At 71.3% G+C, this 26,186-nt stretch carries 22 protein-coding genes and 2 pseudogenes; 16 read left to right on the forward strand and 8 right to left on the reverse strand.

All coding sequences use genetic code 11. The annotated features are described in order from the left end of the window. Window positions 1-17 precede the first annotated feature (17 nt). The 3 genes from HCK00_RS16070 (at window position 18) to HCK00_RS16080 (ending at window position 4,077) form a co-directional block, all read left to right on the forward strand. Window positions 18-2,378, forward strand: a complete 2,361-nt coding sequence (locus tag HCK00_RS16070) for a hypothetical protein (RefSeq protein WP_168102640.1) — start codon at window positions 18-20, stop codon at window positions 2,376-2,378. A 73-nt stretch (window positions 2,379-2,451) separates the two neighbouring features. Then, window positions 2,452-3,084 (forward strand): hypothetical protein, encoded by a 633-nt coding sequence (locus tag HCK00_RS16075; protein WP_311765346.1) that lies wholly within the window; start codon window positions 2,452-2,454, stop codon window positions 3,082-3,084. A gap of 318 nt (window positions 3,085-3,402) precedes the next feature. Then, a complete protein-coding gene (locus tag HCK00_RS16080; protein WP_512700811.1) occupies window positions 3,403-4,077 on the forward strand; it encodes a lytic polysaccharide monooxygenase auxiliary activity family 9 protein in 675 nt (224 codons plus the stop codon). Between the two features lie 174 nt (window positions 4,078-4,251). Here HCK00_RS16080 and HCK00_RS16085 read toward each other — a convergent pair whose 3' ends face one another. Both HCK00_RS16085 and HCK00_RS16090 read right to left on the reverse strand, forming a co-directional pair. After that, window positions 4,252-5,397: an epoxide hydrolase family protein gene (locus HCK00_RS16085; protein ID WP_168102642.1), complete on the reverse strand. Its 1,146-nt coding sequence runs from the start codon at window positions 5,395-5,397 to the stop codon at window positions 4,252-4,254. Between the two features lie 107 nt (window positions 5,398-5,504). Then, window positions 5,505-6,113 (reverse strand): TetR/AcrR family transcriptional regulator, encoded by a 609-nt coding sequence (locus HCK00_RS16090; RefSeq protein ID WP_168102643.1) that lies wholly within the window; start codon window positions 6,111-6,113, stop codon window positions 5,505-5,507. Between the two features lie 306 nt (window positions 6,114-6,419). Here HCK00_RS16090 and HCK00_RS16095 point away from each other — a divergent pair, with 306 nt between their 5' ends. Then, the gene (locus HCK00_RS16095) at window positions 6,420-7,349 is read left to right on the forward strand and encodes a DUF6461 domain-containing protein (protein WP_168102644.1); all 930 of its coding nucleotides are present in this window, start codon (window positions 6,420-6,422) and stop codon (window positions 7,347-7,349) included. Between the two features lie 107 nt (window positions 7,350-7,456). Continuing rightward, window positions 7,457-8,140, forward strand: coding sequence for an alpha/beta fold hydrolase (locus HCK00_RS16100; protein ID WP_168102645.1), 684 nt, complete (start codon window positions 7,457-7,459; stop codon window positions 8,138-8,140). 21 nt (window positions 8,141-8,161) lie between these two features. On the opposite strand, the pseudogene HCK00_RS27695 reads toward HCK00_RS16100, so the two are convergent. Continuing rightward, window positions 8,162-8,317: pseudogene (locus HCK00_RS27695) on the reverse strand (IS630 family transposase); the annotation flags it as partial. A 530-nt stretch (window positions 8,318-8,847) separates the two neighbouring features. Here HCK00_RS27695 and HCK00_RS16105 point away from each other — a divergent pair. From HCK00_RS16105 to HCK00_RS16120, 4 genes are all read left to right on the forward strand, one after another. Further along, window positions 8,848-9,759, forward strand: a complete 912-nt coding sequence (locus HCK00_RS16105; protein WP_311765347.1) for a methyltransferase domain-containing protein — start codon at window positions 8,848-8,850, stop codon at window positions 9,757-9,759. Window positions 9,760-9,802: 43 nt separating this feature from the next. Next, the gene (locus HCK00_RS28505) at window positions 9,803-12,865 is read left to right on the forward strand and encodes a helix-turn-helix domain-containing protein (protein WP_168102647.1); all 3,063 of its coding nucleotides are present in this window, start codon (window positions 9,803-9,805) and stop codon (window positions 12,863-12,865) included. A 109-nt stretch (window positions 12,866-12,974) separates the two neighbouring features. Next, the gene (gene queC, locus HCK00_RS16115; protein ID WP_168102648.1) at window positions 12,975-13,727 is read left to right on the forward strand and encodes a 7-cyano-7-deazaguanine synthase QueC; all 753 of its coding nucleotides are present in this window, start codon (window positions 12,975-12,977) and stop codon (window positions 13,725-13,727) included. Continuing rightward, the gene (locus tag HCK00_RS16120) at window positions 13,724-14,503 is read left to right on the forward strand and encodes an FkbM family methyltransferase (RefSeq protein WP_168102649.1); all 780 of its coding nucleotides are present in this window, start codon (window positions 13,724-13,726) and stop codon (window positions 14,501-14,503) included. The genes queC and HCK00_RS16120 overlap by 4 nt, the downstream gene beginning before the upstream one ends. Before the next feature lie 107 nt (window positions 14,504-14,610). Here the strand turns inward: HCK00_RS16120 and HCK00_RS16125 are convergent, their stop codons facing one another. The 5 genes from HCK00_RS16125 to HCK00_RS16145 all read right to left on the reverse strand — a co-directional run bounded on the left by HCK00_RS16125 (window position 14,611) and on the right by HCK00_RS16145 (window position 18,863). After that, window positions 14,611-15,867, reverse strand: a complete 1,257-nt coding sequence (locus HCK00_RS16125) for a glycosyltransferase (RefSeq protein WP_168102650.1) — start codon at window positions 15,865-15,867, stop codon at window positions 14,611-14,613. Between the two features lie 2 nt (window positions 15,868-15,869). Beyond that, on the reverse strand, window positions 15,870-17,078 hold the full coding sequence (locus tag HCK00_RS16130) for a glycosyltransferase family 4 protein (RefSeq protein ID WP_168102651.1): 1,209 nt from the start codon (window positions 17,076-17,078) through the stop codon (window positions 15,870-15,872). A 63-nt stretch (window positions 17,079-17,141) separates the two neighbouring features. Beyond that, entirely contained in the window at window positions 17,142-17,741 is a 600-nt protein-coding gene (gene folE / locus HCK00_RS16135; protein ID WP_168102652.1) for a GTP cyclohydrolase I, read from the reverse strand. Next, entirely contained in the window at window positions 17,738-18,415 is a 678-nt protein-coding gene (locus HCK00_RS16140; protein ID WP_240965616.1) for a 7-carboxy-7-deazaguanine synthase QueE, read from the reverse strand. The genes folE and HCK00_RS16140 overlap by 4 nt, the downstream gene beginning before the upstream one ends. Before the next feature lie 82 nt (window positions 18,416-18,497). Then, complete coding sequence (locus HCK00_RS16145) at window positions 18,498-18,863, reverse strand: 6-pyruvoyl trahydropterin synthase family protein (protein ID WP_168102653.1); 366 nt, start codon at window positions 18,861-18,863, stop codon at window positions 18,498-18,500. Between the two features lie 361 nt (window positions 18,864-19,224). Here HCK00_RS16145 and HCK00_RS16150 point away from each other — a divergent pair, with 361 nt between their 5' ends. The 7 genes and pseudogenes from HCK00_RS16150 to HCK00_RS16180 all read left to right on the forward strand — a co-directional run bounded on the left by HCK00_RS16150 (window position 19,225) and on the right by HCK00_RS16180 (window position 25,943). Continuing rightward, window positions 19,225-20,049 carry a hypothetical protein gene (locus tag HCK00_RS16150; protein ID WP_168102654.1) on the forward strand — a complete coding sequence of 275 codons (825 nt, stop codon included), beginning with the start codon at window positions 19,225-19,227 and terminating at the stop codon, window positions 20,047-20,049. Next, window positions 20,046-20,711, forward strand: a complete 666-nt coding sequence (locus tag HCK00_RS16155; protein WP_168102655.1) for a class F sortase — start codon at window positions 20,046-20,048, stop codon at window positions 20,709-20,711. Before HCK00_RS16150 ends, HCK00_RS16155 begins: the two co-directional genes overlap by 4 nt. A gap of 382 nt (window positions 20,712-21,093) precedes the next feature. Beyond that, window positions 21,094-21,957 (forward strand): helix-turn-helix domain-containing protein, encoded by an 864-nt coding sequence (locus HCK00_RS16160; RefSeq protein WP_168102656.1) that lies wholly within the window; start codon window positions 21,094-21,096, stop codon window positions 21,955-21,957. After that, window positions 21,954-22,136 (forward strand): DUF397 domain-containing protein, encoded by a 183-nt coding sequence (locus HCK00_RS16165; RefSeq protein WP_168102657.1) that lies wholly within the window; start codon window positions 21,954-21,956, stop codon window positions 22,134-22,136. Before HCK00_RS16160 ends, HCK00_RS16165 begins: the two co-directional genes overlap by 4 nt. Before the next feature lie 79 nt (window positions 22,137-22,215). Beyond that, window positions 22,216-22,874: pseudogene (locus HCK00_RS16170) on the forward strand (class I SAM-dependent DNA methyltransferase). A gap of 627 nt (window positions 22,875-23,501) precedes the next feature. After that, the gene (locus HCK00_RS16175; protein WP_311765352.1) at window positions 23,502-24,638 is read left to right on the forward strand and encodes a non-reducing end alpha-L-arabinofuranosidase family hydrolase; all 1,137 of its coding nucleotides are present in this window, start codon (window positions 23,502-23,504) and stop codon (window positions 24,636-24,638) included. A 351-nt stretch (window positions 24,639-24,989) separates the two neighbouring features. Beyond that, a complete protein-coding gene (locus HCK00_RS16180; protein ID WP_311765348.1) occupies window positions 24,990-25,943 on the forward strand; it encodes a sugar-binding transcriptional regulator in 954 nt (317 codons plus the stop codon). The last annotated feature ends 243 nt before the right edge of the window (window positions 25,944-26,186 follow it).

The following is a 26,186-nucleotide window of genomic DNA, read 5'->3' on the forward strand; positions in this document are numbered from 1 at the left end:
TCGGGGGAGCACGCACCATGCTGAAGTATGAGGACGTCATCGACGCGCCGGTGGCAAAGCTGAAGGCTGCCGCTGACGACTGGTCGGAGATGGCGGGGAAACTGGACAAACTCGCCACCGCCGCCGCGGACGGAATGAAGACAAAGGCGGACAGGGCGGCCTGGGAGGGGGTCAACGCAGGCGTCACCAAGGCGTTCATCGGTAAGACGGCCAAGGAATTCGAGGACGCCGCAGCCGAGGCCAGGGGCGTGAAGCGGATCCTCCTGGAAGGCTGTGCGGCCCTCAGGAAGGCCAGGGATGACCTGATCAGCATCCGGGACGTCGAGGGGCCCGCGGCCGGTATCCGCGTGAGCGGCAACGGGAAGGTCACGGCGAGGTCCCCGTTGTCCGAGAGCGAGGAGGCGCGGCACGACCCCGACTACAGCAGGTTCTTGGGGGAGGAGAGGAGGAACGTCGAGTCGTGGCAGAAGAAGATCGACCTCATCGTCGACACCTGCAACGACACCGACGTGGCCCTCAAGAACACCCTTGAGGCCAACGTCACCGACCGCAAGGACTTCAGCGCTCCGACCTACACCAAGCTGGACCAGGAGGAAGCCGCACGCGCCGCCGCCCTGGCGGCCAAGGGCCGGGACATCACGCACGCCGAACTTCAGCAGCTCAATGAGCTGCTGAAGGACAACAAATCGTCGGTGGAGTTCTCCAGGCGATTTTACGAGAGCCTCGGCCCCGAGAAGGCGCTCGCGTTCTTCGGTCAGCTCTCCACGGACACGTACGAGTACGGCAAGGCCGATGCGGAGCGCCTCAAGGACGTCCAGGAGCTCCAGAAGAACCTGGGCTTCAACCTGGCCACCGCCTCCCACGACAAGGAGTTCTCCGACAAGTGGGGCCCGGAGCTCCGTAAGTTGGGAACGGAGCGCATTCCGCTGGCCAAGCATGATTACGGCGGACCGTTCGGATACCAGCTGCTCGGCGGGATCATGCGGTACGGGAACTACGATGCGAAGTTCCTCAATCCGATGGCCGAACATGTGGCGCAGTTGCACGCGAAGGACCCGTACCTGTTCGCCGAGACCAAGGTGGTGAACAGTCCGTTCAAGAACCCGTTCAACCCCTCCGGTGTGAACGGCGCCGGTTACGACCCTGCCACGGCCATGCTGGAAGCGCTCGGCAACAGCCCGGAAGCGGCGAAGCGGTTCTTCGCCGACCCCCCGACCGCGTACAACGAGGACGGGACGGTCAACAAGGGTGCCGCGGCCGATCTCGGCAAGGACAAGGACGGCGAGGCGATCGGCAACTACCTCGACTTCTTCTCCAGCGAGGAGTGGGAGTCCTTCCCGGACGTCAACTCGCTCGACCAGAGGGAGCTCGAGGCCTCGCTCGACCAGATGCCCGACGCACTCGGCCACGCCTTGGAGGCAGCGACCCTCGGCCATCCGGCCGGGCGCCCGGACGCCGACGTGGTGCGGGACGCGGACAACGCCGCGGTCATGCAGAAGGTCATGGAGAAGTACGGCGACGATCCGGGTCTGCTCAAGGAGCATCACGAGGCGTTGACCGACAGCCTGGGCGTCATGGGTGCCGGCTACATCGACGACATCAACTGGGCGCTGGCCAAGAACCATCCGGAGAGCGTGTTCGCCCCGGGCAGGAACCCGGACGGGCACATCGACTTCGCGGACACCGCGGACGGGAACGGACGGAGCGTCGTCCGGGGCTTCCTCAGCACCCTCGGCCAGCATCCGGACGCCTACGCGACGGTCTCGACCGCGGAGCAGGTCTACACCCGCAGCGTGCTGGAAGGGGCGGTGGGTCCGGACGGAAAGATCACCGAGGAGGTCGAGGCCAGGGCCAGGGCGGCCGTGCGCGTGGGCGCCGAGGTGCAGGGCATGCTCGACCAGTCCCGAGCCGACCAGGTGGAGGCGACGAACCTCAAGACCCATGAGGACTACGAGAAGGCGGTCGCCAAGCGGGCCGGCTGGGTCGAGTTCGGGGCCACGGCGAGCGTCGCGGCGGGCGTCGCCTTCCTGCCCGCGACTGCGGCCGTGGGCACGGCCGCAGTACTCGTCCCGCTGGCGACCGACACCGCGAGCGGGGCCGCGGAGCAGGTCATCAGCCAGATGGTCGGAGAGATTTCCGACAATTCGGTTGATGGGCACAAGGAGAAGATGGAGGACCTCACCACCGAGGAGAGGAAGGCGATCTACTCCGCTGGTGAAAGCATGGCCGAGGCGCCGATGGAGGACTTCCTGGAGTGGCACGTCCGGGACCCCGCGAACAGTAAGTTCGCGGCTGATTTTCGCGAATCGATGCTGATCGGATATGGGGTCGGCAACGACCGAGCGAACCAGCAGGGCAACCGCCCGGAGACCGGCTGAGGCCCGCGGCCTGGGAGATGTAAGGATGTGGATAGTGATCAGTCGTAGGCCGGTGCGTGCTGGACTCCTTGCCATGGCCGTGGTCGGCTTGTTGAATCTCGTTGCCACCGGTTGTGGTGGGGACGGAGACGGGGAAACGGCCGACGAATCTCTGGCTGGCACGCAACTGTGCGGTGGTGAGGCCGTGTCCGCCGAGGCGTCCGAGGCGCTGAGGGTGATCACAGGGTCGTCGCGGTTCGGGACGACAGCGGAGAAATCCACCGTCGCGCAGGCCGCGACGGACCTGGTCGAAGCGTTTCCGGCCCCGACCGGGGGGCGCGACGATATCTGCCGCATCTACACGGCCGACGGTACGCCGGATTTCACGATCCGAGTCACCTGGGGGCTGGATGAGGGCCCCCCGACGGGAAATCCGGCCGCAGATTACACCGTGCTGAAGATGGGGGAGCGCACCCTGGCGGCGGAGAACAGGGCGTCGGTCCGGTTTGCGTGTCGAAGTGACCGGTTGTCCGACGCGTCGAGAGTCGGCCACATCGTCGTCGGCGTGGAGCGCTGGATGATGCCGAAGGGGCCCGAGGAAGACGTCGAGGCGTTGAAGGACGCCTACGCGACCGTGGCCCACTCCTTCTCGCTGGCCATGGCCAAGGAGTTGCGCTGCGAGAAGAACGGTGAGCTCCCCGCGCGGCCCGTGCTGGATCCCGCGTAGCGGCCGGCTTGCGCGGAGCTGCCGTCAGGCGGCGGCCCTTCCCGTTCGGGGGAGGGGCTGTCTGCTGGATGTGGCGCTCTGCCGCTTCGCCGGAACGCTGGAGGGCGCACCCCTTTCGATGTGGTCGACGTACTGCGGAAAGGGCCGCACCCTCACCTTCCGGGTTCGGGAAGGGGTGCCCCATGCCCCCGGCCCCTGGCACCTCGGCCGTCCTCAGCCGTGTGATCAACATCGGTTGTTTCATTGACATTTCACTCAGGGACCGTACCGTGTTGGGAGCGCTCCCATGGTGCTTCGCAATCCGAAGGAGTCCCCCACATGCGTAAGCAGAGCACATCGGCCGGGCGTTCCCGGTCGGCCCTCCGGCGGCCTCTCCAGGCCCTGGTCATGCTGTTCGCCCTGGTCGCCGGCGCACTGGCCTGGTCGGCCCCCGCCCAGGCGCACGGCACCATCGTCAACCCCGGTACTCGCGCGTACCAGTGCTGGAAGACGTGGGGCAGCAGCCACACCAGCCCGGCCATGCAGACCGAAGATCCCATGTGTTACCAGGCGTTCCAGGCCAACCCCGACACCATGTGGAACTGGATGAGCGCGCTCCGCGACGGTCTCGGTGGCCAGTTCCAGGCGCGGACCCCTGACGGGTCCCTCTGCAGCAACAACCTCTCGAGGAACTCCAGCCTGGACAAGCCCGGGAACTGGAAGACGACCAACATCAGCAACAACTTCACGGTCCAGTTGCAGGACCAGGCGTCCCACGGCGCCGACTACTTCCGGGTCTACGTGAGCAAGCAGGGCTTCAACCCCAAGACCCAGAGCCTGGGCTGGGGCAACCTCGACTTCATCACGCAGACCGGCCGTTACGCCCCGGCGACGAACATCAGCTTCAACGTCAACACCTCCGGCTACAGCGGACACCACATCGTGTTCGTGATCTGGCAGGCCTCGCACCTCGACCAGGCCTACATGTGGTGCAGTGACGTGAACTTCGGCTGACCCGTCAGGGCGCCGCACACGGCGCCGGCCGCTGCCGGGCGCCGCTGACCCGCCGCCCGGCCGGCCGAGCCCCGCCGGGGCAGGGGACCCCTCCGGTCACCCTGCCCCGGCGGGGCTCCCCGCGTTCCCGCGGGTGACGCCCGGCCCCGCGTCGCGGCAGGCCCGCCGCCGGTCTCAGGCCGGGGGGTGGGGGGAGCGGAGTTCGCGGAAGAACGCGGTGATGTCGTCGGCGAGCAAGGCCGGTTCCTCGTGGGCGGCGAAGTGCCCACCGCGGGGCATGGGCGTGTAGCGCGTGAGGCGGTAGGTGCGCTCGGCCCAGCTCCGTGGCGGCTGGGAGAGGTCGGCGGGGAACAGGGCGAGAGCGGTGGGGACGTCCACCCGCCGCACCCGTCGCGTCAGGTCGTGCGCGTACTCGTAGTACGGGCGGAAGGACGTGGCGATCGTGCCGGTGAACCAGTAGAGGGACGCCTGGGTGAGGAGGAAGTCGTCGCTGAAGCGGGTGGACAGGTCGCCTCCGCAGTCGCTCCACGCCCGGTACTTCTCCATGATCCAGGAGAGCAGTCCGGCGGGTGAGTCCGTCAGGGCGGGGGCGAGGGTGAGCGGGCGGGTGCTCTGCTGGTGCATGTACCCGCCCTCCTCCGCCTGCCAGGCCGCGGAGGAGGCGAGATGGGCGGCCTCCTCGGGGGTGAGCGAGGCCGGGTCGTGACCGGCCGGGGCCGCGGCGGCGAGCAGGTGGATGCCCACGACGGACCCGGGGTGCGCCTCGGCGAGCCGCGAGGTGACGCCCGCGCCCAGGTCTCCCCCGTGGGCCGCGTAGCGCCGGAAGCCGAGGTGATCGTGCATCAGCCGGTGCCAGAGCTCATGGGTCTGCTCGCTGAGGCCGGGCCGCTGAGGGGAGAAGGCGAAGCCGGGCAGTGAGGGGACGATCACGGTGAACGCGTCCCGGGCGTCTCCTCCGTGGCGTGACGGGGTGGCCAGCCGTTCGGCGAGGGCCGTGAGTTCCAGGACGGTGCTGGGCCAGCCGTGGGTGAGCACGATCGGCAGGGCGCCGGGGTGCTCACCGTCGTACCGGAGGTAGTGCACGGCTGTGCCGTCGAGGTCGGCGAAGTGGGACGGCAGCGCGTTGACGGCGGCCTCATGGGCATGCCAGTCGTAGCCCGAGGCCCAGTACTCCGCGAGACGGCGGAGTTCGGCGGCGTCGGTACCCGCCTCCCAGCCGTCGACGGGCCAGGGCTCGGGCCACCGGGTGGCGCGCAGCCGTGCTCGGAGGTCTTCCAGTCGGGCGTCGTCGACCTCGATGACGGGGGTGGTGGTCGGCACGGTGTTCTCCCGGTGCGTGGTGCGTGGTGCGTGGTGCGTGGTGGGCGGTGGGCGGTGGGCGGGACCGGGCGGGGTGCCCGCGGTGGCGCCGGCCGCGACGGGGAGGTTCACGTGCCCGGTCCGGTGGCCGGGCCGAGTATCTGCATGATCGCGGCCCGGGTCTCCTCCCGTGGTTCCCGCTCCGTGGACAGCAGCGCGTGCATGATCATTCCTTCCAGGAGGGCGTCGAGGCGGGCAGCGGTTTCGGCCCCCGTGAAGCGGGCCAGCACCGCCCGGCTGGACCTCGTCCACTCCTGGGTCAGCGCGCGCAGCGTGGGATCGCGCAGCGCCGCCAGGTGCAGCTCGAAGCCGAGGACCGCGCTCCTGTGCCGGGAGGGCCCTCCCCGGACCAGCTCCACCAGCACGTCGATCAGATCCTCCCGGGAGGTGACCTCGGCGAAGAGCGCCTCGTACTCGGCGCTCCGCTGCTCGACGTACCGGGCGAACGCCCCCGTGCGCAGGCCGGACAGGCCGGCGAAGTGATACGTGACGGAGCCCAGCGGTACGTCGGCCCGGGCGGCCACCTTGCGGTGGGTGATCCCGGCGACCCCGTCCTCCACCAGCACCTCCAGCGTGGCATCGAGCACCCGCTCCCTGCGCCGGGGATCGTGGCGGCGTACGCGCCGCCGTCCGTCGCCGGCCGTCCGCTGCTCTCCGGGCGCTTCCTTCTCCTGCACAAGAACAAAAGTACATGACGTTAGGAACGGACGTTCTTATCCTCTCGCCCTGCCCTGCTCTGCCACCCGACTCGCGGCGTCTCGGCCCGAGGGCCATCGGCCCTGGTCGCGGGCGTCTCCCCGGCGCCTTCGTCTCCAACCTCGATCTTGCGTGCTCCGCGCGTCTCCTGCGGTTCGGCCGTGTCGGTGTCAGAGCCTGGCCGGTGAACTTCGCCGGCGGCGCACTCGACCCGGCCGCCCGGCCGCCCGGCCGCCCGGCCGCTACAGTGAACGGCCGGTATCGGAGTGATCTTCAGGGGGGTCCGCATGCGGGGCGAGAACGGCCTGTCCGAGTCCTTGGGGGACAGTGCCCCGGCCTCGGCGATCGCCAACGGCCGTTTCCTGCTGTCCGGCAACGGGAAACGCGCGGTCGTCCGACGCCCTGACGGAGGGCTCGACTTCCGCCGTGGTGGCGGTGCCGGATCGACGGGCATGTCCGCGGATGAGGCTCGCGACCTCGAACTGCCGGGAACCAGGCTCACCTGGCGCTTCCTCGATTTCGGCGGGTGGTCCGGGTGGGCGCCCGTGCTCGTGGACGAGCACGATTCCGTCGTGTGGGTGCACAGCGAGGGCTTTTTCCCGGGCGGCTACCGGCCCGTCGACGCCGAGCCGGCCGATGAGTCCTCCGACGGGCCCGAGCCCTGGATGGACTACCTCGACATGGGCGAGCACTACTGCGTGACTGTGATCCAGAACGTCACACCGTACGAGGCGCTGCGCCGGTTCGGCGCGGCGGACGACGAGATCTCCGTCTCCACCTGGCGGAAGCTGAGGGATCGCGTCGAGTTCGAGGAAGTCGACCACCACCACAACCACGTCGTCGCGGCTTTCGCCCTCGGTCCGCACGCCCTGCTGGTGGAGGACATCGGTAACGAGGGCGTCCACCGGGCTGACCTGTCCGTGGGCACGTTCACCGTCTCGGCCTTCGCCAACCACAGCTATGAGCATGTCAGCGTGAGCCGCGACGGTGAGGAGCTCGCCTCCATGCACCTGTCCAGTCTCCGCGCGGTCGAGGGGCCCCACCCCGAGGAGATCACCAGGGTGTTTCCGGAGATGGGCATCGACGACGCGGAAGCCTTCGAGGACGACCCCGAGAGCTTCTTCAACGACCTGGAACTCTTGCGCAGGATCGCCGGCATCTCCCCCGGCGTCGCCGACCTCGCCGGTCAGGCACACGTCGCGATCATCCCGGGCTAGTGCTGTGACCGGGAAGGTTTGCCGGGTTGGGGTGGCCTGAGCCCGTTGTCAGAGCCTCCCGATAACGTGCCGGCAGCCGGATCCGACTCTTCTCCGGGAGAACATCCGTGGACATCTTGCTCATCGCCGGCCTGTGGTTCGACGGATCCGCATGGGACGAGGTCGTGCCCGAACTCACTGCGCTCGGCCACCGTCCCGTGCCGCTCACCCTCCCCGGCCAGGGCGACGGCACCGCCTCCGCGACGCTCGATGACCAGCTGGCAGCAGTGCTCGCCGCCGTTGACGCGGCGCCGGGGAAGCCCCTGGTGGTGGGGCACTCCGCTGCGTCGAGCCTGGCCTGGCTGGCCGCCGACGCGCGACCGGGGAAGGTGGCCAAGGTCGCACTGATCGGCGGCTTCCCTGCCGCCGACGGGCGGGCTTACGCCGATCACTTCGCGATTGAGGGCGGCAGCATGCCCTTCCCAGGCTGGGGCCCCTTCGAGGGGGCGGACTCCGCCGACCTGGACCAGGAGACCCGGCAGCGCCTCGCGTCCGCCGCTATTCCCGTCCCCGAGGGGGTCGCCCGGGGAGTCATGCGCCTGGCCGACGAGCGCCGCTTCGACGTCCCCGTCGCGCTCATCTGCCCCGAGTTCACCCCCGCCCAGGCCAAGGAGTGGATCGCCGCGGGCGAGAGCCCTGACCTCGCCCGCGCCGGCCACCTTGAGTACGTAGACCTCGACTCGGGCCACTGGCCGATGGCCACCCGCCCCCGCGAGCTCGCCCGCCTCCTGGCGGAGACCGCGAACTCGTAGTGCTGTGGCGGGGTTGGGTGGTCATGCCGCTGCCGGTGGTGGTCTGCCGCCCCAGCGGATGCCCTTTTCGCTGCGGATACGGGCGCGTTCCTTGCGTTGGGTGGCGAGTATGTCGGGGTGGCGGGCATTGGCGTTGGGCCAGCGCAGGTAGGCGTGCAGGGCCCGGGTCTGCCCCGGTGAAGCGGGCCGGTACCGCCCGGCTGGACCTCGTCCACTGCTGTGGAGTGAGCCGCGATCCTTGAGCCGGCCGCAAAGAGCACCTGAGCTGCGGTTTCGTGGGCGCTCGCCATATGGTGCGGGTGGTGCGGGCGGTGTCCCCGCGTTGAGACGGCGCTCGCGAGGCTCATGTGCGGATCTCCCTGGTTCTCCCGACGCAGTCCGGTTGCCGGAAGTGTTTTCCGGCCAGGCTCATGCCAAGGGCACCGATCTGATCTGCCCGTACCTGATCGGGCTCGGGAGTTTATTGGCCAAGTCGTGATTTCACCCCTGGACGACGGCATTCCGATGACGTCTAATATTTTAGGTTCATTGACTCGCCGCGATCCTGGATCGTCAGCGTGATCACCACGTGCGGCCGTTCGTACAGGCAAGGCCGAGGCGGGTTTCCCGGGTCATTCCTCTCCGTTCCCTTTCGGGTGGGTTGTATCGCCTGTCTGTGGCGCGCTTTACGTCTTCACGCCGGCCACTTCATGGAGAAGGAGTTCATTGTGGGTGCGACAGGAACTACCGCCACCGTCGACGCTCTCGGTGCCGCGGGCATCGCGGATCATCCGTTCTTCGGTCCTCTGGATCGCAGGCCTGCCCACCACCGTGGTCCGCACCGGCTCAGTCACCACGGGTGGCTCAACTTCGCGGGCCGCCTGGAACGCCGGGAGGAGGTCGCCTCGGTCCTCACCGCCGTCGCCACCGGCGACCGGGTGCTGGATGTCGGCGGTGGCACCGGTGAACTCACCCGCGCGGTCGCGGCCAGGGCCGTCCACTGTGTCACGGTGGAGCCGCACGCCCACCGTGTCGAGGCGCTCCAGACCTCCGTCGACACGTCCGGGGGCGCCCCGGACGCACCGGGTGCCCCGGACGGCGCCGAGATCGAGGTCCTCCCCGGGTACGCCGAGGAACTGCCCTTACCGGACGCCGCCTTCGACGCGGTACTGGCCTGCTGGGTGCTGCCTTACGCGGACGACCCCGACCGTGCGGTCAGGGAGCTGGCCCGGGTCTGTGACCGGGACACGCCCGGCAGCCGCGTGGTGCTGATCGGCGGCGCTCCGGACAACGAACTCGTCAGCCTCCTCAACGAGGTCTGCGTGCCGATTGCCGGAGAACCGCACGACCATCAGGGATACTTGCTCGAAAATGCCGCCCGTACTTTGAGTGAGCTGGGTTTCTCGGCCATTTCGCTGCACCGGACCGAAGCCGCGCTGCATTTCCCCGAATCCGACCCCGAAGAGCGCATTACCGCCGCAGCCGCTCTGCTGACCGATTTCTGGTACGAGGAGCATCCACGCGCGGACGAGATGCGCGTCGCGCTGCGGCCGGCACTCCGCCGGCACTTCGCCCGCCGTCCGTACGCCATCGGGGACCAGGGCATCGTCCTGGTCGCGGTGTGCGGCTCCCGGAACTGACCCGGAACCGTGGCCGCGATCCGGCGGAAGGAGCTGTGGGGGAGTGAGCCCGACGGGCAGGGGAAAAGGGCGATTCGCCGGTCGTTACGACCTGCTCCGGGAGCTGTCCCGGGCACTCGACGACACCGCCGGGGACGGAATGGTGAGGTGCGTGGTATCGGGTGAGGCCGGTATCGGACGCACCTCGTTGCTGGGCGCTTTCCTCGGCGGATGCCGGGCCCGCGGTCTCCACGTGGTGCCCGTGACGGCCGCGGCCGGCCAGACGTGGGCGGCGCGCGGACTCCCGGAACCCGCGGGCGGTCTGTGCCCGCCCGGCCCGGTGCCGGGCCCCGCCGGGCGGGCCACCGGGGCGGTCCTGGTGGCCGGGTCCCCGCTCGCCGGCACCGGGGCGGGCCCTGCCGGAGCGGCGAAGGAGCCGTACGAGCCCGCCTCGACCGGCCCGAAGGGTGTCCTGGCGGCGCCGGGCGGAGGGGGGCCGATGGTCCTCACCGTGGACGACGCCAACCTCGCCGGTGCCGCCCGCCTCCGGCAGGTGCTGCGGATCGTGGCGGAGGCGGCAGGAGGACCGCGCCTGCTCGTGCTGCTCACCGAGCGCGCGGGAGAACCGCCGGCCGCCCCCGCCGAATACACGGAGCTGACCCTCGGAGCGCGGCGGCTGACGCTCGGAGGGCTGACGCTCCGGGAGACCGGTGAGATGCTCCAGCCGCTGCTCGCCGGGCGCCCCGGTGGCCGCCTCACTGCCGCGTGCCATCGGCTGACCGCGGGAAACCCCTACCTCCTGGCCTTGCTCGCGACGCACCTGCGCGACGCGCGCCCCCGGCCCGGCATCGAGGAACTCGACTCCGTGGTGCTCCCGGCCGCCGCCGGCCTGCTCGTCGGACGAGCCGCCCGGCAGCACCCACACGCCGTGCGCCTCGCCGAGACCGTCGCGGTGGCCGGCGACTCCGGCGGCGCCGGCCCCGCTCTGATCGCGCACCTCAGCGGCCTCGGCCTGGTGGAGACCCTGGAAGGGCTCGACGTCCTGGCACGCGCCAGGCTGGTCACCGACGGCGACGAACTCGAACTGCGGCATCCCCTGCTCGCGCGCACCCTGCTCGGCTCCATGACGCGGCTGGCCCGCAACGCCATCCACCTCTCCGCCGCCTCCTACCTGCACGAGAGGCACGGGCCCGCGGAACGGGTGGCCGATCACCTCAGCGCCTCCAGTGTGCCCCACCACGAGGACTGGCCGGCCGGCGTGATGCTGCGTGCGGCCGATACCGCGCGGCAGGCGGGCCACGAGGGGACCGCGCGCAGCTATCTGGAGACCGTCACGGACACCGCCACCGGCGACGAGCGGCGCCGGGCCGTCCTCGCGCTCGCCGACCTCCACATGGGCGGCGACCCCGCGGGCGGCTCACGGGAACTGGCCGCCCTGCTCCGCCGTGCCGATGACGATCCGACACGGGGCGCCCTGCTCGCCCGGCTCGGCCGCGTGCTCTCGACACCCGGTCATGCCACCGGGGACAGCGCGGCCGTACTCGACGTGGCCGGCTCGGAACTGCGCAACACCGCGTTCGAGGACTGGCCCCAGCTACAGCGGCTGGCCCTCCGGCTCACGGGGGTCTCGCCGGCCGAGGCGATGAACCTCCTGCTCGGTCTCCCGCCGCGGCTGCGGCCGGACGCCGGCACCGCGCGGCATCGGACGGGCACGCGTCCTCGTCCGGCCGGCGCGGCCGGCGACGGGCCCTTGCGGACCGTCGTCGAGGCCGTCGCCACCTACTACGGTTACCTCATGGACGAGGGCCCGGGCCGCTCGGCCGACCGCGCCCGTGCCGTCCTCGGCCGCGGTACCCGCTGGTCCGAGATGTGCCCGACAGCGCTCGCCGCCGCGCTGACCGTATTGGTGGACAGTGGCCACCCCACTGAGGCCGCCGCCCATCTGGACCGGATCGGCGACACCGCGGCGGGAGCGTCCGCCGCCGAACCCTACGGCGGGCGCGCGTACCTCCTCCACGTCGCAGGGCACATAGCCCGCGTCCGGGGCGACCTCGTGACCGCCCGCCGGCTGCTCGCCGAATGCCTCACGGTCCTCGACGGTCCGAATGCCACGGTCGACGCGGCGGCCCTGCGCACCAGCGCGGCGGGAATGCTGGCCAACGTGCTGATCAGCCAAGGCGAACTCGGCAAGGCCCAGGTCCTGCTGCGCGACGGCGGCTGGCTCGGCCGCCTGCCCGCCGGCCACCGGCATCAGGACCTGCTGCTGGCCCGGGCCAGGTGCGCCGCCGCGCTCGGTGCCCTGCCGGACGCGGCCCGTGACCTCGCGGAACTGCGGGGACGCGCCCGTGCGGGCGGTCTGCGCCGGACCGGAACGACCCTGTGGCGAGCACACGGCGTCGAACTCCTCGACCAGACCGGCGCCGCGGCCGAGGCCCGCGCCCTGGCGGACCAGCAGGTCCGGTTCGCCCGCGACAGCGGATCCGCCTTCGAACTGGGCCGTGCACTGCGCGTCCTCGCCCGGACCGGCGACCGGAACGCCGAGACGCTGCTGCGCAGGGCCGTCGCGCTGCTGGAACTCGGACACACCCCGCTGGACCTCGCCGCCGCCCTCACCGACCTGGCCGATCTCGACGCGCGGCACGGCCGCCGGAAGGAGTCGACGGCCGCCCTCAACCGCGCGGTGGAACTGGCCGAACGCTGCGGTGCCGGAGAGCTCGCCCTCCGCGCCGGCAGCCGCATCCTGGTCCTGAGCGGCGACGCGGCGATGCACGCCTCGCTGAGCGGGGTGCTCTCCCTCACCCCGCGCGAGCGCGAGATCCTGGTGGACGCCATGCGCGGCCTGACCAACCGGCGTATCGCCCACCAGCGGGCGATCACCCGCCGGACCGTCGAACTCCATCTCTCCAGCGCCTACCGCAAGCTCGGCGTCTCCGGGCGCGACGGCTTTCCCGCCCTGTTCCGCGCCCCCGGCCTGTGGACCTTGCTCACCAGCGCTCCCACGGCCCGTCGTCCCGAGGGCGGACGGACCCCCGGTGGGGCGGGTGAGCTGCCACCTTCGGTGGGCGAGGGCGAGGCCTTCGGACCCGACCGTGAGGTGCCGGGGCGACGGCCCGGTCCAGACTGGTGAGACGCGAGGCGTCCACCGGCGTCCCCACGGCAACGGGGCGGTCTCCCCCGCCTGCCGGATGCCGCACCGGTCCGCCCGGCTCCCGTGACAGACCAGAGGAAGGCACACGATGACCGCAGACCCCGCCGCGTGGGAAGCCGACGACGGCAAGGACGCGCCTGACCCGTTCCTCACCGTCGTCGTCCTGTCCGGCGGCATGGACTCCACCACCTTGATGGCCCATTACACGGCGCTGCGTCACCGTCTGGTGGCGCTCACCGTCGACTACGGCCAGCGCCACCGGAAGGAGATCGAGTCGGCCCGCCTGGTCGCCGCGCACTACGGCGCCGCACACCACGTCCTCGACCTCACCGGACTCGGAGCGCTCCTGAACGGCTCCGCGCTCACCGACGACCGTGTGGAGGTACCCGCCGGCCACTACGCCGAGCAGTCCATGCGGGCCACGGTGGTACCGAACCGCAACGCGGTCCTCGCCAACGCCGCCGTGTCCGTGGCGGTCGCCCACCGGGCCGGGACCGTCGCGCTCGGCATGCACGCCGGGGACCATTTCATCTACCCCGACTGCCGCCCGGTCTTCCTCACCGCCCTGCGGGAACTGGTCGCCGTCGCCAACGAGGGTTTCCCGACTCCCCAGGTGGAGGCGCCCTTCATGAGCTGGACCAAAGGCCGGATCGCCGAACACGGCACCCGGCTCGGCGCGCCGCTGGAGGCCAGCTGGTCCTGTTACCGGGGCGGCGAGGCGCACTGCGGCACCTGCGGCACCTGCTACGAGCGCCGTGAGGCGTTCAAGGAGGCCGGAGTCCCCGACCCCACGCGGTACCTGGACGACACCACTGTCTTCACCCCGCCGGTTCCCCGGTGAGCGGCATCGCGGCCGACACCGGTCTGCACAAGGTCGAGCTGGCCCCCGGAACCTGGTTCTGGGTCCCCCACGAGGGCGAGGCCCACTGGCAGTACGGGGAGATGTTCCGGGAGGGCTGTTACGACGACGTGCGCCTGCCGGCCGACGCACTCGTCGTGGACGTCGGAGCCAACATCGGCCTCTTCAGCTACTTCGTGCGGCAGCTCAGCCCCACCGCACGGGTCCTCGCCTTCGAACCCATGCCGCTCCCGCTGGCCGCGCTGCGCCGCAATCTCGACCTGCACGGCATGGCGGCGGGGGTGACGGTGCAGGAGTGCGCGCTCGGAGCGCGGACGGAGGAGGCCGTGCCCTTCGTCTACTACCCGAGGGCGCCCGGCAACTCCACCCGCTACCCCGAGCAGAAGGAACTCCAGATCGACGTGCTCTCACGGGAGGGCCCGCGCGAGTACGTCCGTTCGTACTACGTCGGCACGCAGGTCCCGGTGCGCGTGGAGCGCCTCTCCGCCTTCCTCACCCGCGGCGATCGGGTCGACCTGTTGAAGATCGACGTCGAGGGTGCCGAACTCGACGTGCTGCACGGCATCGAAGCGGCTCACTGGCCGCTCCTCGACCAGGTCGTGCTGGAGGTGCAGGATCTGGACGGCCGGCTCGACGCGGTACTCGCGCTGCTGGAGCTGCGGGGTCTGACCGCCGCCGTCCGTCCCGCTCCGCTCATTCCCGCCGACATCCGCACGTACGTCGTGCACGCGGTCCGCGCGAAGACCGGGACCGCCTGATCGCCGTGCCCGGCGGCGTGTGGGTCGCCGGGCACGGCGATCAGGCGGCCGGACGGTGGCCGGGTGGGGCGGGGGCTTCGGGACCGTATCCGGCCAGGCCCGCCCGGCTACCGGACGGTCCGGCCGAGGAAGGGAACATCCACTCGGGCCCCCAGCCGGTGTGCTTCCGACCGGATGTGCGCCTGCCACCGTTCCCACAGACCCGAGAGCCGGGAGGTGACCAGGATCCGGTCCACCGAACCGCCGGCGCGGGGCAGACGGACTCCGAGGGCGTGGCCCACCTCCCCCGGGGCGGCGGACCCCGTAAGACGGCCGTCGAAGTCGAACAGCCGGACATCCGCGACGAGGCCGGTGGGCGGATCGGCACCGCAGCCCAGCACCACGACCCGCTGATCGCCGGTGACCTCGCGCAGCAGGGCGAGTTCACCGCGCACGTCGGTCCCGCGCGCCTGCTCGGCGGCCGCCAGGACGAGGCGGTATTCGTCCTCGACGTTCCACTCGTGGCGGAGCTCGAACCGGTCGGCGGGCCGGGCGAAGAAGGCCCACAGCAGCTCCGTCACCGGTTCGGGATGTTTGTCGGCGAGCATCGCGATGTTGGCCGCGTTGCTGGCCAGGTCGTCGCCCGGGGACCGCTGGTGCGGGGTGTCGAGCGCCCAGGCCGCCCGGCTGACCGTGAAAGGGGTGCCGGCCCGGTGCAGCCGGTAGCCGAGGTCGAGGTCCTCGCCGCCCCAACTGCGGAAGTCCTCGTCGAAGCCGCCGACGGCCCGGAAGTCGGCGCTGCTCACGGAGCAGTTGACGGACCAGAACCACTGCCAGGGGACCACCGTGCCCGCCAGGTCGTACCCGAACCGTTCGAACGACGGCTGCCGGACGTCACGCAGCACGTCGGCATCGCCGTGACGGCGCACCGCCTCGGCGGGAAGGAGATCCTGCCGGGCCGCGGCGAGGGCGTCCGGCAGGCTCATGTCCGGCCGGTAGCCGTAGGTGTAGCCGACCACCGCGCGTGGTCCGCGGGCGTGGGCGGCCAGGTGTGCGCGGACGAAGTCCGGACCGGGTCTGACTCCCGCGTCGATGAAGATCAGGACCGGTGCCGAGGCCAGCCGGGCGCCGGCGTTGCGTGCGGCGGCGGCCCGGAAGCCCTGGTCCTCCTGGAAGCAGTAGCGCACCGCGAGCCTGCCGCCGAACTCCTGGACCACCGCGCGTGTGTGATCGGCCGACCCGTCGTCGGCGACCACCACCTCGAAGGCGCCCTCGTCGGGCGGCCGGCTGGCGGCCAGCGCCGCCAAGGTGCCCCGCAGCAGCTCCGCCCGGTTGTAGGTGGGGATGACGACGGCGGCCGAGGGGCCGCCGGGGCCCGCCGCCATGCCTACGCCCCGTCCGGTGCGGGGACGGGCGCCGGCCCTCCGGTGGTGAGCCGCAGGAACTCGGCAGCCACGGCCGCGGGAGAGAGCGACGCCACCTGACGGAGCGCCTGCCGCGACGCGGCCCGGTAGGCGTCCGGGTCGGCGAGCAACGCGGTGGTGGCCCCCCAGAGGCGGCCGGCGCTCACGGTGAAGTCGTTGGTCTCCAACGTGCGGCCGGTCAGCGCCGGCAGGTGGCCGAAACCGTTCACCACGTCGAGGTCCACCAGCCGTCCCGCCTCGCCGACCAGCACCGGCAGATGCCCGAAGCCGTAGCCGACCACCGGCGTGCCGACCGAAAGGGACTCCGCGGCGACGTTGCCGAACGTCTCCGGGCTCGTGGAGGGCACCAGCGTGACGGCGGCCCCGGCCAGGAAGGGCTGTACCTCCTGCCAGGGAATGGCGGGCAGTATCTCGACGTCCGGCAGGGCGGCGGCCCGCGACCGGGCGGCTTTGATCATGTCGGCCTGCATACCGGGCCACAGTTCGAACCCCGCCTCGGCGATGACGATCTGGACAGGCCTGCCGAGGTCCCCGGGACAGGCGTCCAGCAGTTCGGTGATGCCTTTGGACGGGTCGGCGCGGGTGACGATCCGCACCGGGCCGGTCCGGCGCAGCCGCTCACGCTCCGGTGCCTCCGGCACGGTGCCGTGTCCGGCCCGCCCGCCGGGCACGGCGTTGGGCAGCGCGCGCCAGCCGGCGGTGTCCAGCCCGGCGCGCACCGCCTCCTCGATCATGAAAGGGCTGACCGGGAGCACCACGTCCGGACGGTGTGCCAGCGCGCGCCGCATGTGGTCGTCCACGCGCAGGAAGTGCACCATGAGCGCGGTGCGCACACCGGGTGGTGCGGGACTGAGGAAGCCGAGGCCCACCACGGCGTCGGCCCAGCAGACCACATCGGCGTCGAACCGGCCGAGGATGTCCGGCAACTCGCGGCGTACCGGCCCGGGCTTGTCGAACAACTGGGGAAGTTCGTCGAAGAGCAGCGGGCGGGGAAGGGTGACCGAGTCGAGCCGGACCACGTCCGGCCCGTCCTCGGCCCGTGCCGGCCCGGCCGCGATGATCAGTGCGTTGTGGCCGGTCGAGCGCAGGCCGTCGGCGAGTGAGTCGACGGCGCGCTCGACCCCCGCGGGTTCGTCGGAGGCGTGGGTCAGCAGGACGAAGGCAACGTTCATCTGGGACTCCTCAGGAGCGCTTGGGAGCTTGCCGGCCGGAGTGCCACCGGCGGGCCCGCGCGGTCAGCCGGGGAAGGCGATGGCAACCAGCTCCTGGCGGATTGGGCCGTACTCCTCGAAGACACCGTGGAAGACCGAGGAGGTCATCCGGGCCGGAGTACGGATACCGCGCATGCTCATGCACAGGTGCTCGCCCTGCGCGACCACCGCGACGTCCGGCGAACCGGTCACCGCGCCGATCTCGTCGGCGATGTCCTGTACGAGACGCTCCTGCACCTGGAGCCGGTGCGCGTGGCGTTGCGCGATGCGGGCGAACTTGGACAGGCCCAGGACCTCGCCGAGTGGGCGGTAGGCGATGGTGACCGAGCAGCTGAACGGCAGCAGATGGTGCTCGCACAGCGACCACAGCTGTAGGTCCCCCACGATGACGACCTGACCGCTGGTGGACAGGGGGAAGCTGGTGCTGGTGTTGCCGGCGTCGTACTGGCTGAACTCCCGCCACCAGCGGGCGAAACGGGCCGGGGTCTCCTTCAGACCGTCACGGTCCGGGTCCTCACCGATCTCCACCAGCAGCTGCCGTGCGACGTCCTCCAGCGGGTCACGTCTCCGGTCCTGCTCCGGCTCGCCGGACGCGCCGGTGCGTTCGTCATGCGTCGTGGTCATGTACCCCTCCGGTCACCCCATATGGAGATGTGCAACCGAGTTGTCAGATTCCATCCACGGGCCACCACGGCGTCACCGAGCGAGGCGAGGTTGCGGTCCAGTTCCTGCCGCGACCGCGCGACGGGCATGATCCACACCGGGGACCTGCCGAGGTGCGCCGTGACCGTCGTGACCTCGTCCAGGTCCTCCGGCCCCCGGCAGACGAACTTGAACGCTGTGCCCGGCACCGCCGCCAGCGCGGACAGCGCCTCCGGCACGATGCGCCGTGCCTCCGGCTCACCGGAATGGGCGAGCTTGGGAGAGACGTTGAAGCGGACCATCGCCGTCACCTCGGGCGCGGGCACGACCGTTCCGTTCGTCTCGATCTCCACCTGGTGACCGCTCCCGGTCAGGTCGCGCAGCAGGGGCACCAGGCGGCGCTGCTGGTTCAACGGCTCCCCGCCGGACACCACGATCAGCGGCACCGCGAAGGCCCGCAGCCGCCGGGCGACCTCCTGCCACGGCATCGCGTGCAGCTCCGCGCGGGGGTCCCACGCCTTCCCGGAATCGCTACTGCCGGTCCAGTCCCAGGTGTACGGCGTATCGCACCACGTGCACCCCAGATTGCAGCCGCCGAGCCGGACGAAGGCGCAGCACCGGCCCAGTGAGGGCCCTTCTCCCTGGACGGCCCTCAAGTCGGGCCGAAGATCTCGTTCACGACGAGCTTCGGTTCCACGACGGCACCACCACCTTTCCTCCGGCCGGCCGGCGCCGCGGTCACCCGCGGTACTCCGCCCATGTCTTGGGCGTCTCCGCCACCCGGACCGCCACCAGTTCCGGGTAGCGCCCGGTCCATCGCTCGTACAGCCAGCGGGCGAGGTTCTCGGCGGTCGGGTTGCGATCCCCGACGACCTTGTTGAGGTGCTGGTGGTCCACCTCCTCGTCCAGCCAGATCTTGAAGTCCCCGAGGTCCCCGTAGTCACGCACGAAACCGACGTCGTCCAGTGCGTCCGTGAGCGCGGAGAGTTCCAGCGACACCACGTAGTTGTGGCCGTGCAACCGTCCGCACGGGTGGTCGGCCGGCAACCCGTCGAGCTGGTGGCTCGCCGAGAAGTGGAACTCCTTACTGATGCGATAGGTCATCGTTCGCCTCCTGCCACCAGCCTGGACGAGGCGACCGGACGGCACATCACGGGCCGGTACCGAGAGACGCCGGCCCGCGGACCGAAGTGGACCGGCGCGCTCACGATCACCCCCGGCCGCCATGGTGTGGCCGTGGCCGTGGCCGGACGCCGCACCCCGCGGATCGGCCGGCCCCGCGGCGTGTTCGTGCCGTACCGGCGACGTGACCGACGTCCTGGCCTTCCGCGCGGCGGCCGTCGGCCCTGGTCGCGCGCGTCTCCCCGGCGTGTTTGAACACCGGCAAACCCGGCCGCGTTCTAGGGGTAACTGAGAGCACGCCCCAGCAGACCCCCCCCGAGACCTCCACGGACAAGGACCGCACGTGATATCCCAGCGAACCCGTCGTCTGGCCGTCCTGGCCGCTCTGCCCACCGCCGCCCTGTTCACCGTCGGCGTCTCGTCCCCGGCCTTCGCCGAGTCGGACACGCCCGCGTTCCAGCTCGACCTGGAGCAGCTCAACGACTCCGGCTCCAAGGGCACGGCTCTGGTGAGCCTGCGCGGCGACCGGATGACGGTGTGGATCAAGTCCGAGGGCATGGTGCCGGGGCAGCCCTCGGCGCAGCACCTGCACGGCTCGACCGAAGGGCACAACTTCGTCTGCCCGGACGGCAGCGCCGACACCAACAAGGACGGGATCCTCGACAACACCGAGGCCACCGTCCACTACGGCGACATCAACATCGCGCTCACCGTCTCCGGGGACACCGACGCGGCGACCAGCGGGCTCGCCGTGGACCGGATGCCGGTGGCCGACGCGGACGGCAAGATCTCCTACAAGCGGACCATCAAGGTCGGCCAGGACGTGGTCGAGAAGATCAAGGACCTGCACATCGTCCAGCACGGCATCGACCGCAACGGCAACGGCGAGTACGACTTCGACGGCGCCGGCAAGAGCGAACTGGACCCGAAGCTGCCGCAGGAGGCGACCGCGCCCACCAACTGCGGTGAGGTCAAGGGCGCGTCGGTCGGGTCCGTCCCGGTCGGTGGGATCGAGACCGGCGGTGGGGCGGAGGGCTCGGGCATGTCCCCGGGGATGACGGCCGGCGCCACCGGTGCCGCCTCGGCGGCCGTGGCCGGGGCGCTGTTCGCCCTTCGCCGGCGGAAGGCGTCCGGTGCCTCCGCGGCGCGGACCGGGGGTGCCGCGTGAACCGGCCCGAACGGAGCGCACGGGCCCAGGGGCGGCGCGTCCCCGCCGCCGTGACCGCCGCCACCGCGGCCCTGCTGCTGCTCACCGCCTGCGGGGGCCAGGACGCGCCGGCCACGCAGACGCCCCCGGGCCAGAGCGTGACCGGTGGGGCGGCGGGCGGCGAGGCACCGGGCACGGGCCAGGGTGCCGGTCAGGCGGTCGCGGCCCTGGACCGGTCGGTGCCGCAGCAGGTCAGCATCCCCTCCCTCGGCGTCACCAGCGCCCTGGAAACCCTCGGGCAGGACAAGGACGGAGTGATGACCACCCCCGAGGACCCGGATCTGGCCGGGTGGTACCAACCCGGGCCCAGCCCCGGTTCCGAGGGACCCGCGGTGATCGCCGGGCACGTGACCTGGAACGGCGCGGACGCGGTGTTCAAGGGCCTGAAGACGATGAAGGCCGGCGACACCGTCGAGGTGAAGCGCGAGGACGGGAAGACGGCCACCTTCACCGTGGACCGCGTCGAGGAGTATCCGAAGAAGGAGTTCCCCACGCTGGAGGTCTACAAGAACGTCGACCACGCGGGGCTGAGACTGGTCACCTGCGGAGGCGAGTTCGACGCGGACCGGCACTACTACACCCACAACGTCGTGGTGTACGCGACCATGACGAGCGTCGCGTAGGCGGCCGGGCGGCCCGAGCGGTTCGGAGCCGTGAACCGCACGGCGCGGCCGCCCACCCCGGCCGCGCCGGCCGCGCCACGATGCCCCGGCGCCCCCGGCGCCCCCGGCGCCCCGGCGCCCCCGGCGCCCCCGGCGCCCCCGGCGGCACCGCCGGCGCGCTCCGGCCCTCCCCCTCGGCCCGCGAGCGGTGCGGCCCCGGTGGGCGCGCTCCCGCCGCCCCGCTGCTCCCCGGGTCCGGCCGGATGGTTCGCCACCGGTACAGGGCGTGCTGGGTGGGTGGCCGCCGTGGGCTGGGCCGGTACGGGGGCGTGACGGCGGCCGTTCTGTGCCGTTGGCCAGGGAGAGGATCCCGGGTCGCCGTGCGGAGGGGGAGGCGGTGGCCATGACGGCGGACAGCGGTGACGGTGCCCGGAGCGGCTCGGCCGGCAAGGGCGGGGCGGAACTGTCGGACAGCCTGAAGACCTTCGGCGCGGTGCTGAAGGCGCTGCGCGAGGAGGCGGGGCTGACGCAGGAAGAACTCGCCCCGCGGGTGCGGTACTCGGCGCCGTACATCGCCAAGATCGAGCAGGGCAAGCGGTATCCGCCGAGGGACCTGTCCGGCCGCGCGGAAGAACCTCTGGGGTGTGTCGCCTCCCGCGTCCTGGCGGCGGCGCACCGCAGCCTGACCCGCCGGGCCGGGCTGGCCTCCTGGTTCCAGCAGTGGGCGGGCATCGAGGAGGAGGCCGTGTCGCTGTACGCGTACGAGTGCCGAGTCATCCCGGGGCTCTTGCAGCCCGAGCCCTATATCCGGGAGGTCTTCGGCAGCCGCCTCCCACCACTGACCGACAAGCAGCTCGACGATCAGGTCATGGCCCGGCTGGAGCGGCAACGCCTGCTCACCGAAAGGGCCAACACCGCGTTCGGTTTCATCATTGAGCAAGCGCTGATCGAACGTCGAACAGGTGGAGACGACGTCACCCGCGCCCTCATCGATCAGCTGCTGGACCGGGCGCGGCACCGGAACGTGGAATTGCAGATCATGCCTTTGCGGAAGTCGTCGCACGCCGGACTCGACGGCTCGCTGTATCTGGCTGAAACTTCTCAGAATCAGTGGGTCGGCTACTACGAAGGGCATGACAGCAGCGGCCTCCTCACGCATCCCCAGCAGGTCAGCGGCATGCTTCAGCGTTATGGAAGGATGCGCTCGCAAGCTCTCACCTCGGAAGCATCCGTCGGCCTGCTGGAACAGATGCGAGGAGCCCCATGAGCACCACCGAACTGGTCTGGTTGAAGAGCAGCTACAGCGGTACGGGCGGCGACAACTGCGTCGAGGCGGCCATGTGCCCGGAGGCCGTCCTCGTCCGCGATTCCAAGGATCTCCGGCGTCAGCCGCTGTCCATATCCCCGGCCGCCTGGGTGGACTTCATCGGTCACGCCACCCGCTGAGACCTCGGCGCGCAGGGTCCGTGCGGCGGGGCCCGGGTGCCGCCGCACGGAAGAACAGGTTCTGCGAAGAGGGAGCCCGTTGCCCGCACACCACGACATCGCCGCCGAGGCGGAACTGTGGGACGCCTACGCCGCTTCCGCCTTCACGGAGGACGCGGAGCCGGCTTTCCGCCGGACCCAGTACGCCGGTCACGGCCCCGGCCCGGAGCTGCTGGGGGACCCGCGTTCCGTGCTGGAGATCGGGTGCGGCACCGGCCGCGCCCTCGCCCACCTCGCGGGGCAGGGCATCGCCGCCCGGGGTGTCGATCTGTCTCCGGGCATGGTCGGGAAGGTCACCCGGAAGTGGGCCGGTACCGGGGCCGAGTTCGTGTGCGCCGAGGTGCTGGAGTACCTGAGCGGGCACGAGGCGAGGTACGACGCGGTCTACTCGATCTTCGGAGCGGCCTGGTTCACCGACCCGGGCCGCCTCTTCCCCCTGGTCCGCCGGCGGCTCGCGCCCGGTGGCGTCTTCGCGTTCTCGCAGCCGCCGGCCATCCCCGGGGCGTACGGGCCGCAGGGCATGTACAAGGGGGGGGATTCGCCGGGAAGGCGATGTTCACCTACCGCTACAGCTACCGTCCGGCCGTCTGGGAGCGCCTGCTCACCCGGGCCGGGTTCGCCACGGCCGAGGCGCGTGTCCTGGACGCGCCTCGGTCCGGGTACATCGGGACGCTGCTCGTGCGCGCGGTCGCTCCGTGACCGGCCCCGGTCACCCGGTCCCGTTCGGGTCCCCGCCGGCCGGGTGAGTCCCCTCGCCGGTGACGGCGTCTGCGCGAGGTATTGACGTCGTTCAACGGTTCCCTATCATTCAGGTTGCTCGATACTTCGACCCTTGTTCGGAATTTCGGACGGTACGGGGTCGAGGTCGCTCCACCGCACAGCAGGGCATCTCCGGGTCGTCGCACCCCCCTCGAACGCCGAGCCGCAAGGGACCTGCCGCATGTGTATGTCATGGTCGCATCAGCGTTGTCCCGTCAGCGCGTGCCGGCGGCCGCCACCGGCCCGGCCGGCGGCGGGGTCCCCCCGGTCCCCCCGCTGACGGGAGCCGTCCGTGCCGCGCCCGCACCCACCCAGGGACCGGCTCCGGGGCACGGCCGATCCCGCCGGGGCCGTACGGCGTGACCACCGGGTCGTGCATGAGCCCGGTGGCCCGACGGGCCCTCACGGGCGCCGGTGATGTCCTCCGCGCCGGCGGGACCCGTCACTCCCGGCCCCATCCCGCGTCACCTCGCCGGGCGCTCCCACCCCGGGTTACCCGGTAACCCGAAGGCGCCGGGCACCCCCGCCCTTCCGGGAACCGCGAAGGGCCGGGAAGCCCCACCAGCGCTGTGCCGTGGCGCCCTCGGCCACCGCACGCCGCTCTCCACCGACAGTCCGGACGCCTCCGACGGGGCCGGCCGGAACCGATTGCCCAAGGATGAGGAACCCCCCATGCACAGAGGAAGTTTCGCCCGCAGGCACCCGTCCGCGGCGCTGGCCGCCGCGGTCGCGTCCCTGTTCGTGTTAGCGGCGACTTTGGTCGCCCCGCAGGCCCAGGCGGCCCCCGGTGGCGCCGCCGCGTGTTCCCTCCCGTCGTCCTACCGGTGGTCGTCGACGGGCGCGCTGGCGCAGCCGGCGCACGGATGGGCCTCGCTGAAGGACTTCACCGCCGTGAAGCACAACGGCAAGTACCTGGTCTACGGGTCGAACTACTCGGGTTCGGCGTACGGCTCGATGATGTTCACCCCGTTCACGAACTGGTCCGACATGTCTTGGACCGGCCAGAACGGGATGAACCAGGGTACCGTGGCGCCCACCCTGTTCTACTTCGCGCCCAAGAACATCTGGGTGCTGGCGTACCAGTGGGGCCAGTGGCCCTTCATCTACCGCACGTCGAGCGACCCCACCAACCCCAACGGCTGGTCCGCTCCGCAGCCGCTGTTCACCGGGAGCATCTCCGGCTCCGGCACCGGCCCGATCGACCAGACCCTGATCGCCGACGGCCAGAACATGTACCTGTTCTTCGCCGGTGACAACGGCAAGATCTACCGGGCGAGCATGCCGATCGGGAACTTCCCCGGCAACTTCGGCTCCTCGTACCAGACGATCATGAGCGACACGACGGCCAACCTGTTCGAGGGCGTCCAGGTCTACAAGCTCCAGGACCAGAACCAGTACCTCATGATCGTCGAGGCGATGGGCGCGAACGGGCGGTACTACCGCTCCTTCACCTCCAACAGCCTCAGCGGTTCGTGGACCCCGCAGGCCGCCAGCGAGAGCAACCCCTTCGCCGGCAAGGCCAACAGCGGCGCCACCTGGACCAACGACATCAGCCACGGTGACCTGGTCCGCAACAACCCCGACCAGACCATGACCGTCGACCCCTGCAACCTGCAGTTCCTCTACCAGGGCATGGCCCCGGGCTCGAGCGGCGAGTACAACCGGCTGCCGTGGCGGCCGGGCCTGCTCACCCTCCAGCGCTGACCTTCCCGGTTCAGGCGGCGCGGACGGCTTCCGCCGTTCGCCGGGCCGGCTGAATCGATCGCCGCGAGAGCGGTCCGGCACCGCACGGCCGGCCGCCTCGCCCCGGAGGTGCTCGTTGCCTCCGGGGCGCGGGTGGCGGGCCGTGCGGTACCGCTGGTTCACCGGGGGCCGCCGGTCCGGACGAACCGTCCGGACCGGCTCCGGACCGTTTGTTCATCTGTTCGCACCCCCGTATCCAAGAATCGACCGCGGTATGCGAATATCTATGCAGTCGCTGTCGGGGGTGCCGCTCAGGCACGGGCCGGCGGGCGCGGATGAGCCGGGTCGGCGGAAGAACGGAAGAGGTGTGCCGTGGCGGTCGTGGGCGAGGAACTGCGGATGATGACGCACGTCGCCCGCCTGTACCACTTGCAGGGCGTGCGGCAGCCGGAGATCGCCGCGCGGCTGGACCTGTCGCAGGCGAAGGTGTCCCGGTTGCTGAAGAAGGCGCAGGAGCGGGGCATCGTGCGGATCACCGTGACACCGCCGTCCGGTACGCACCCGGACCTGGAGGACGGCCTCCAGGAGCGCTACGGGCTGAAGCTCGCCCTGGTCGTGGAGACCGCTCCGGACAACGAGCGCACGATGCTCGGCGATCTGGGCGCGGCGGCCGCGTACTACCTCCAGACGACCCTTCGCTCGGGCGACACCGTGGGTATTTCCTCGTGGAGCGCCACGCTGCTCGCCACCGTGCAGGCGATGCAGCCGGTCCCCGGCCTGAAGGACGTGTCCATCGTGCAGGCGGTGGGCGGCATCGGCGATCCGGCCGCGGCGGGCCACGCCTCCCAGATGACCGGACAGCTCGCGCGGCTGGTGAACGGCGAGGCCGTCTATCTGCAAGCGCCCGGCGTGGCCGGGTCGGCGGAGAGTGCCGAGGCGCTGCGCGGGGACCCCTTCGTGTCCGCCGCCCTCGGGGAGCTCGGCGACCTGGACGTGGTGCTGGTGGGCATCGGCGAGATAACCCCGTCGAGCACGCTCGCTCGCAGCGGCAACGCCTTCTCCGACGTGGAGCGGGCCGAGTTGGCGAAGCTCGGTGCGGTGGGCGACGTGTGCCTGCGCTTCTACGACGAGCGGGGCCGCCCGGTCCGGTTCGAGCTGGACTCCCGTGTCGTCGGCATCACCCGGGAGCAGCTCGCCGCCGGCCGCCGGAAGATCGGCGTGGCGGGGGGCCGCCGCAAGCACCGGGCCATCCGGGCGGCGGTGACGGGCGGCCTGGTGGACGTGCTGGTGACGGACCAGGAGACGGCGGCGGCCTTGATGGCCTGACCACCGGGGTGCGACGCGGCCCGGCGGCCGGGCTCCGGTTCGGAACGCCGGCGCCACGGCCGTGACGGTGGCGGGGAACGAGAACTGGGCCGGGGCCGCCACGGATACCGGCGGCTCGTGAGGACGCGCGGCCCGAACGCGACGGCGCGTGGCCGGGAGAGCCGCCGGGGGTCTGCGGGGAAGGGACGGACCGCCACGGCGGTCCGTCCCGACGGTGGCTCGTGGTATCCGGCCTGAGTGCGG

It is taken from the genome of Streptomyces zingiberis (assembly GCF_012034935.1).
GTDB lineage: Bacteria > Actinomycetota > Actinomycetes > Streptomycetales > Streptomycetaceae > Streptomyces > Streptomyces zingiberis.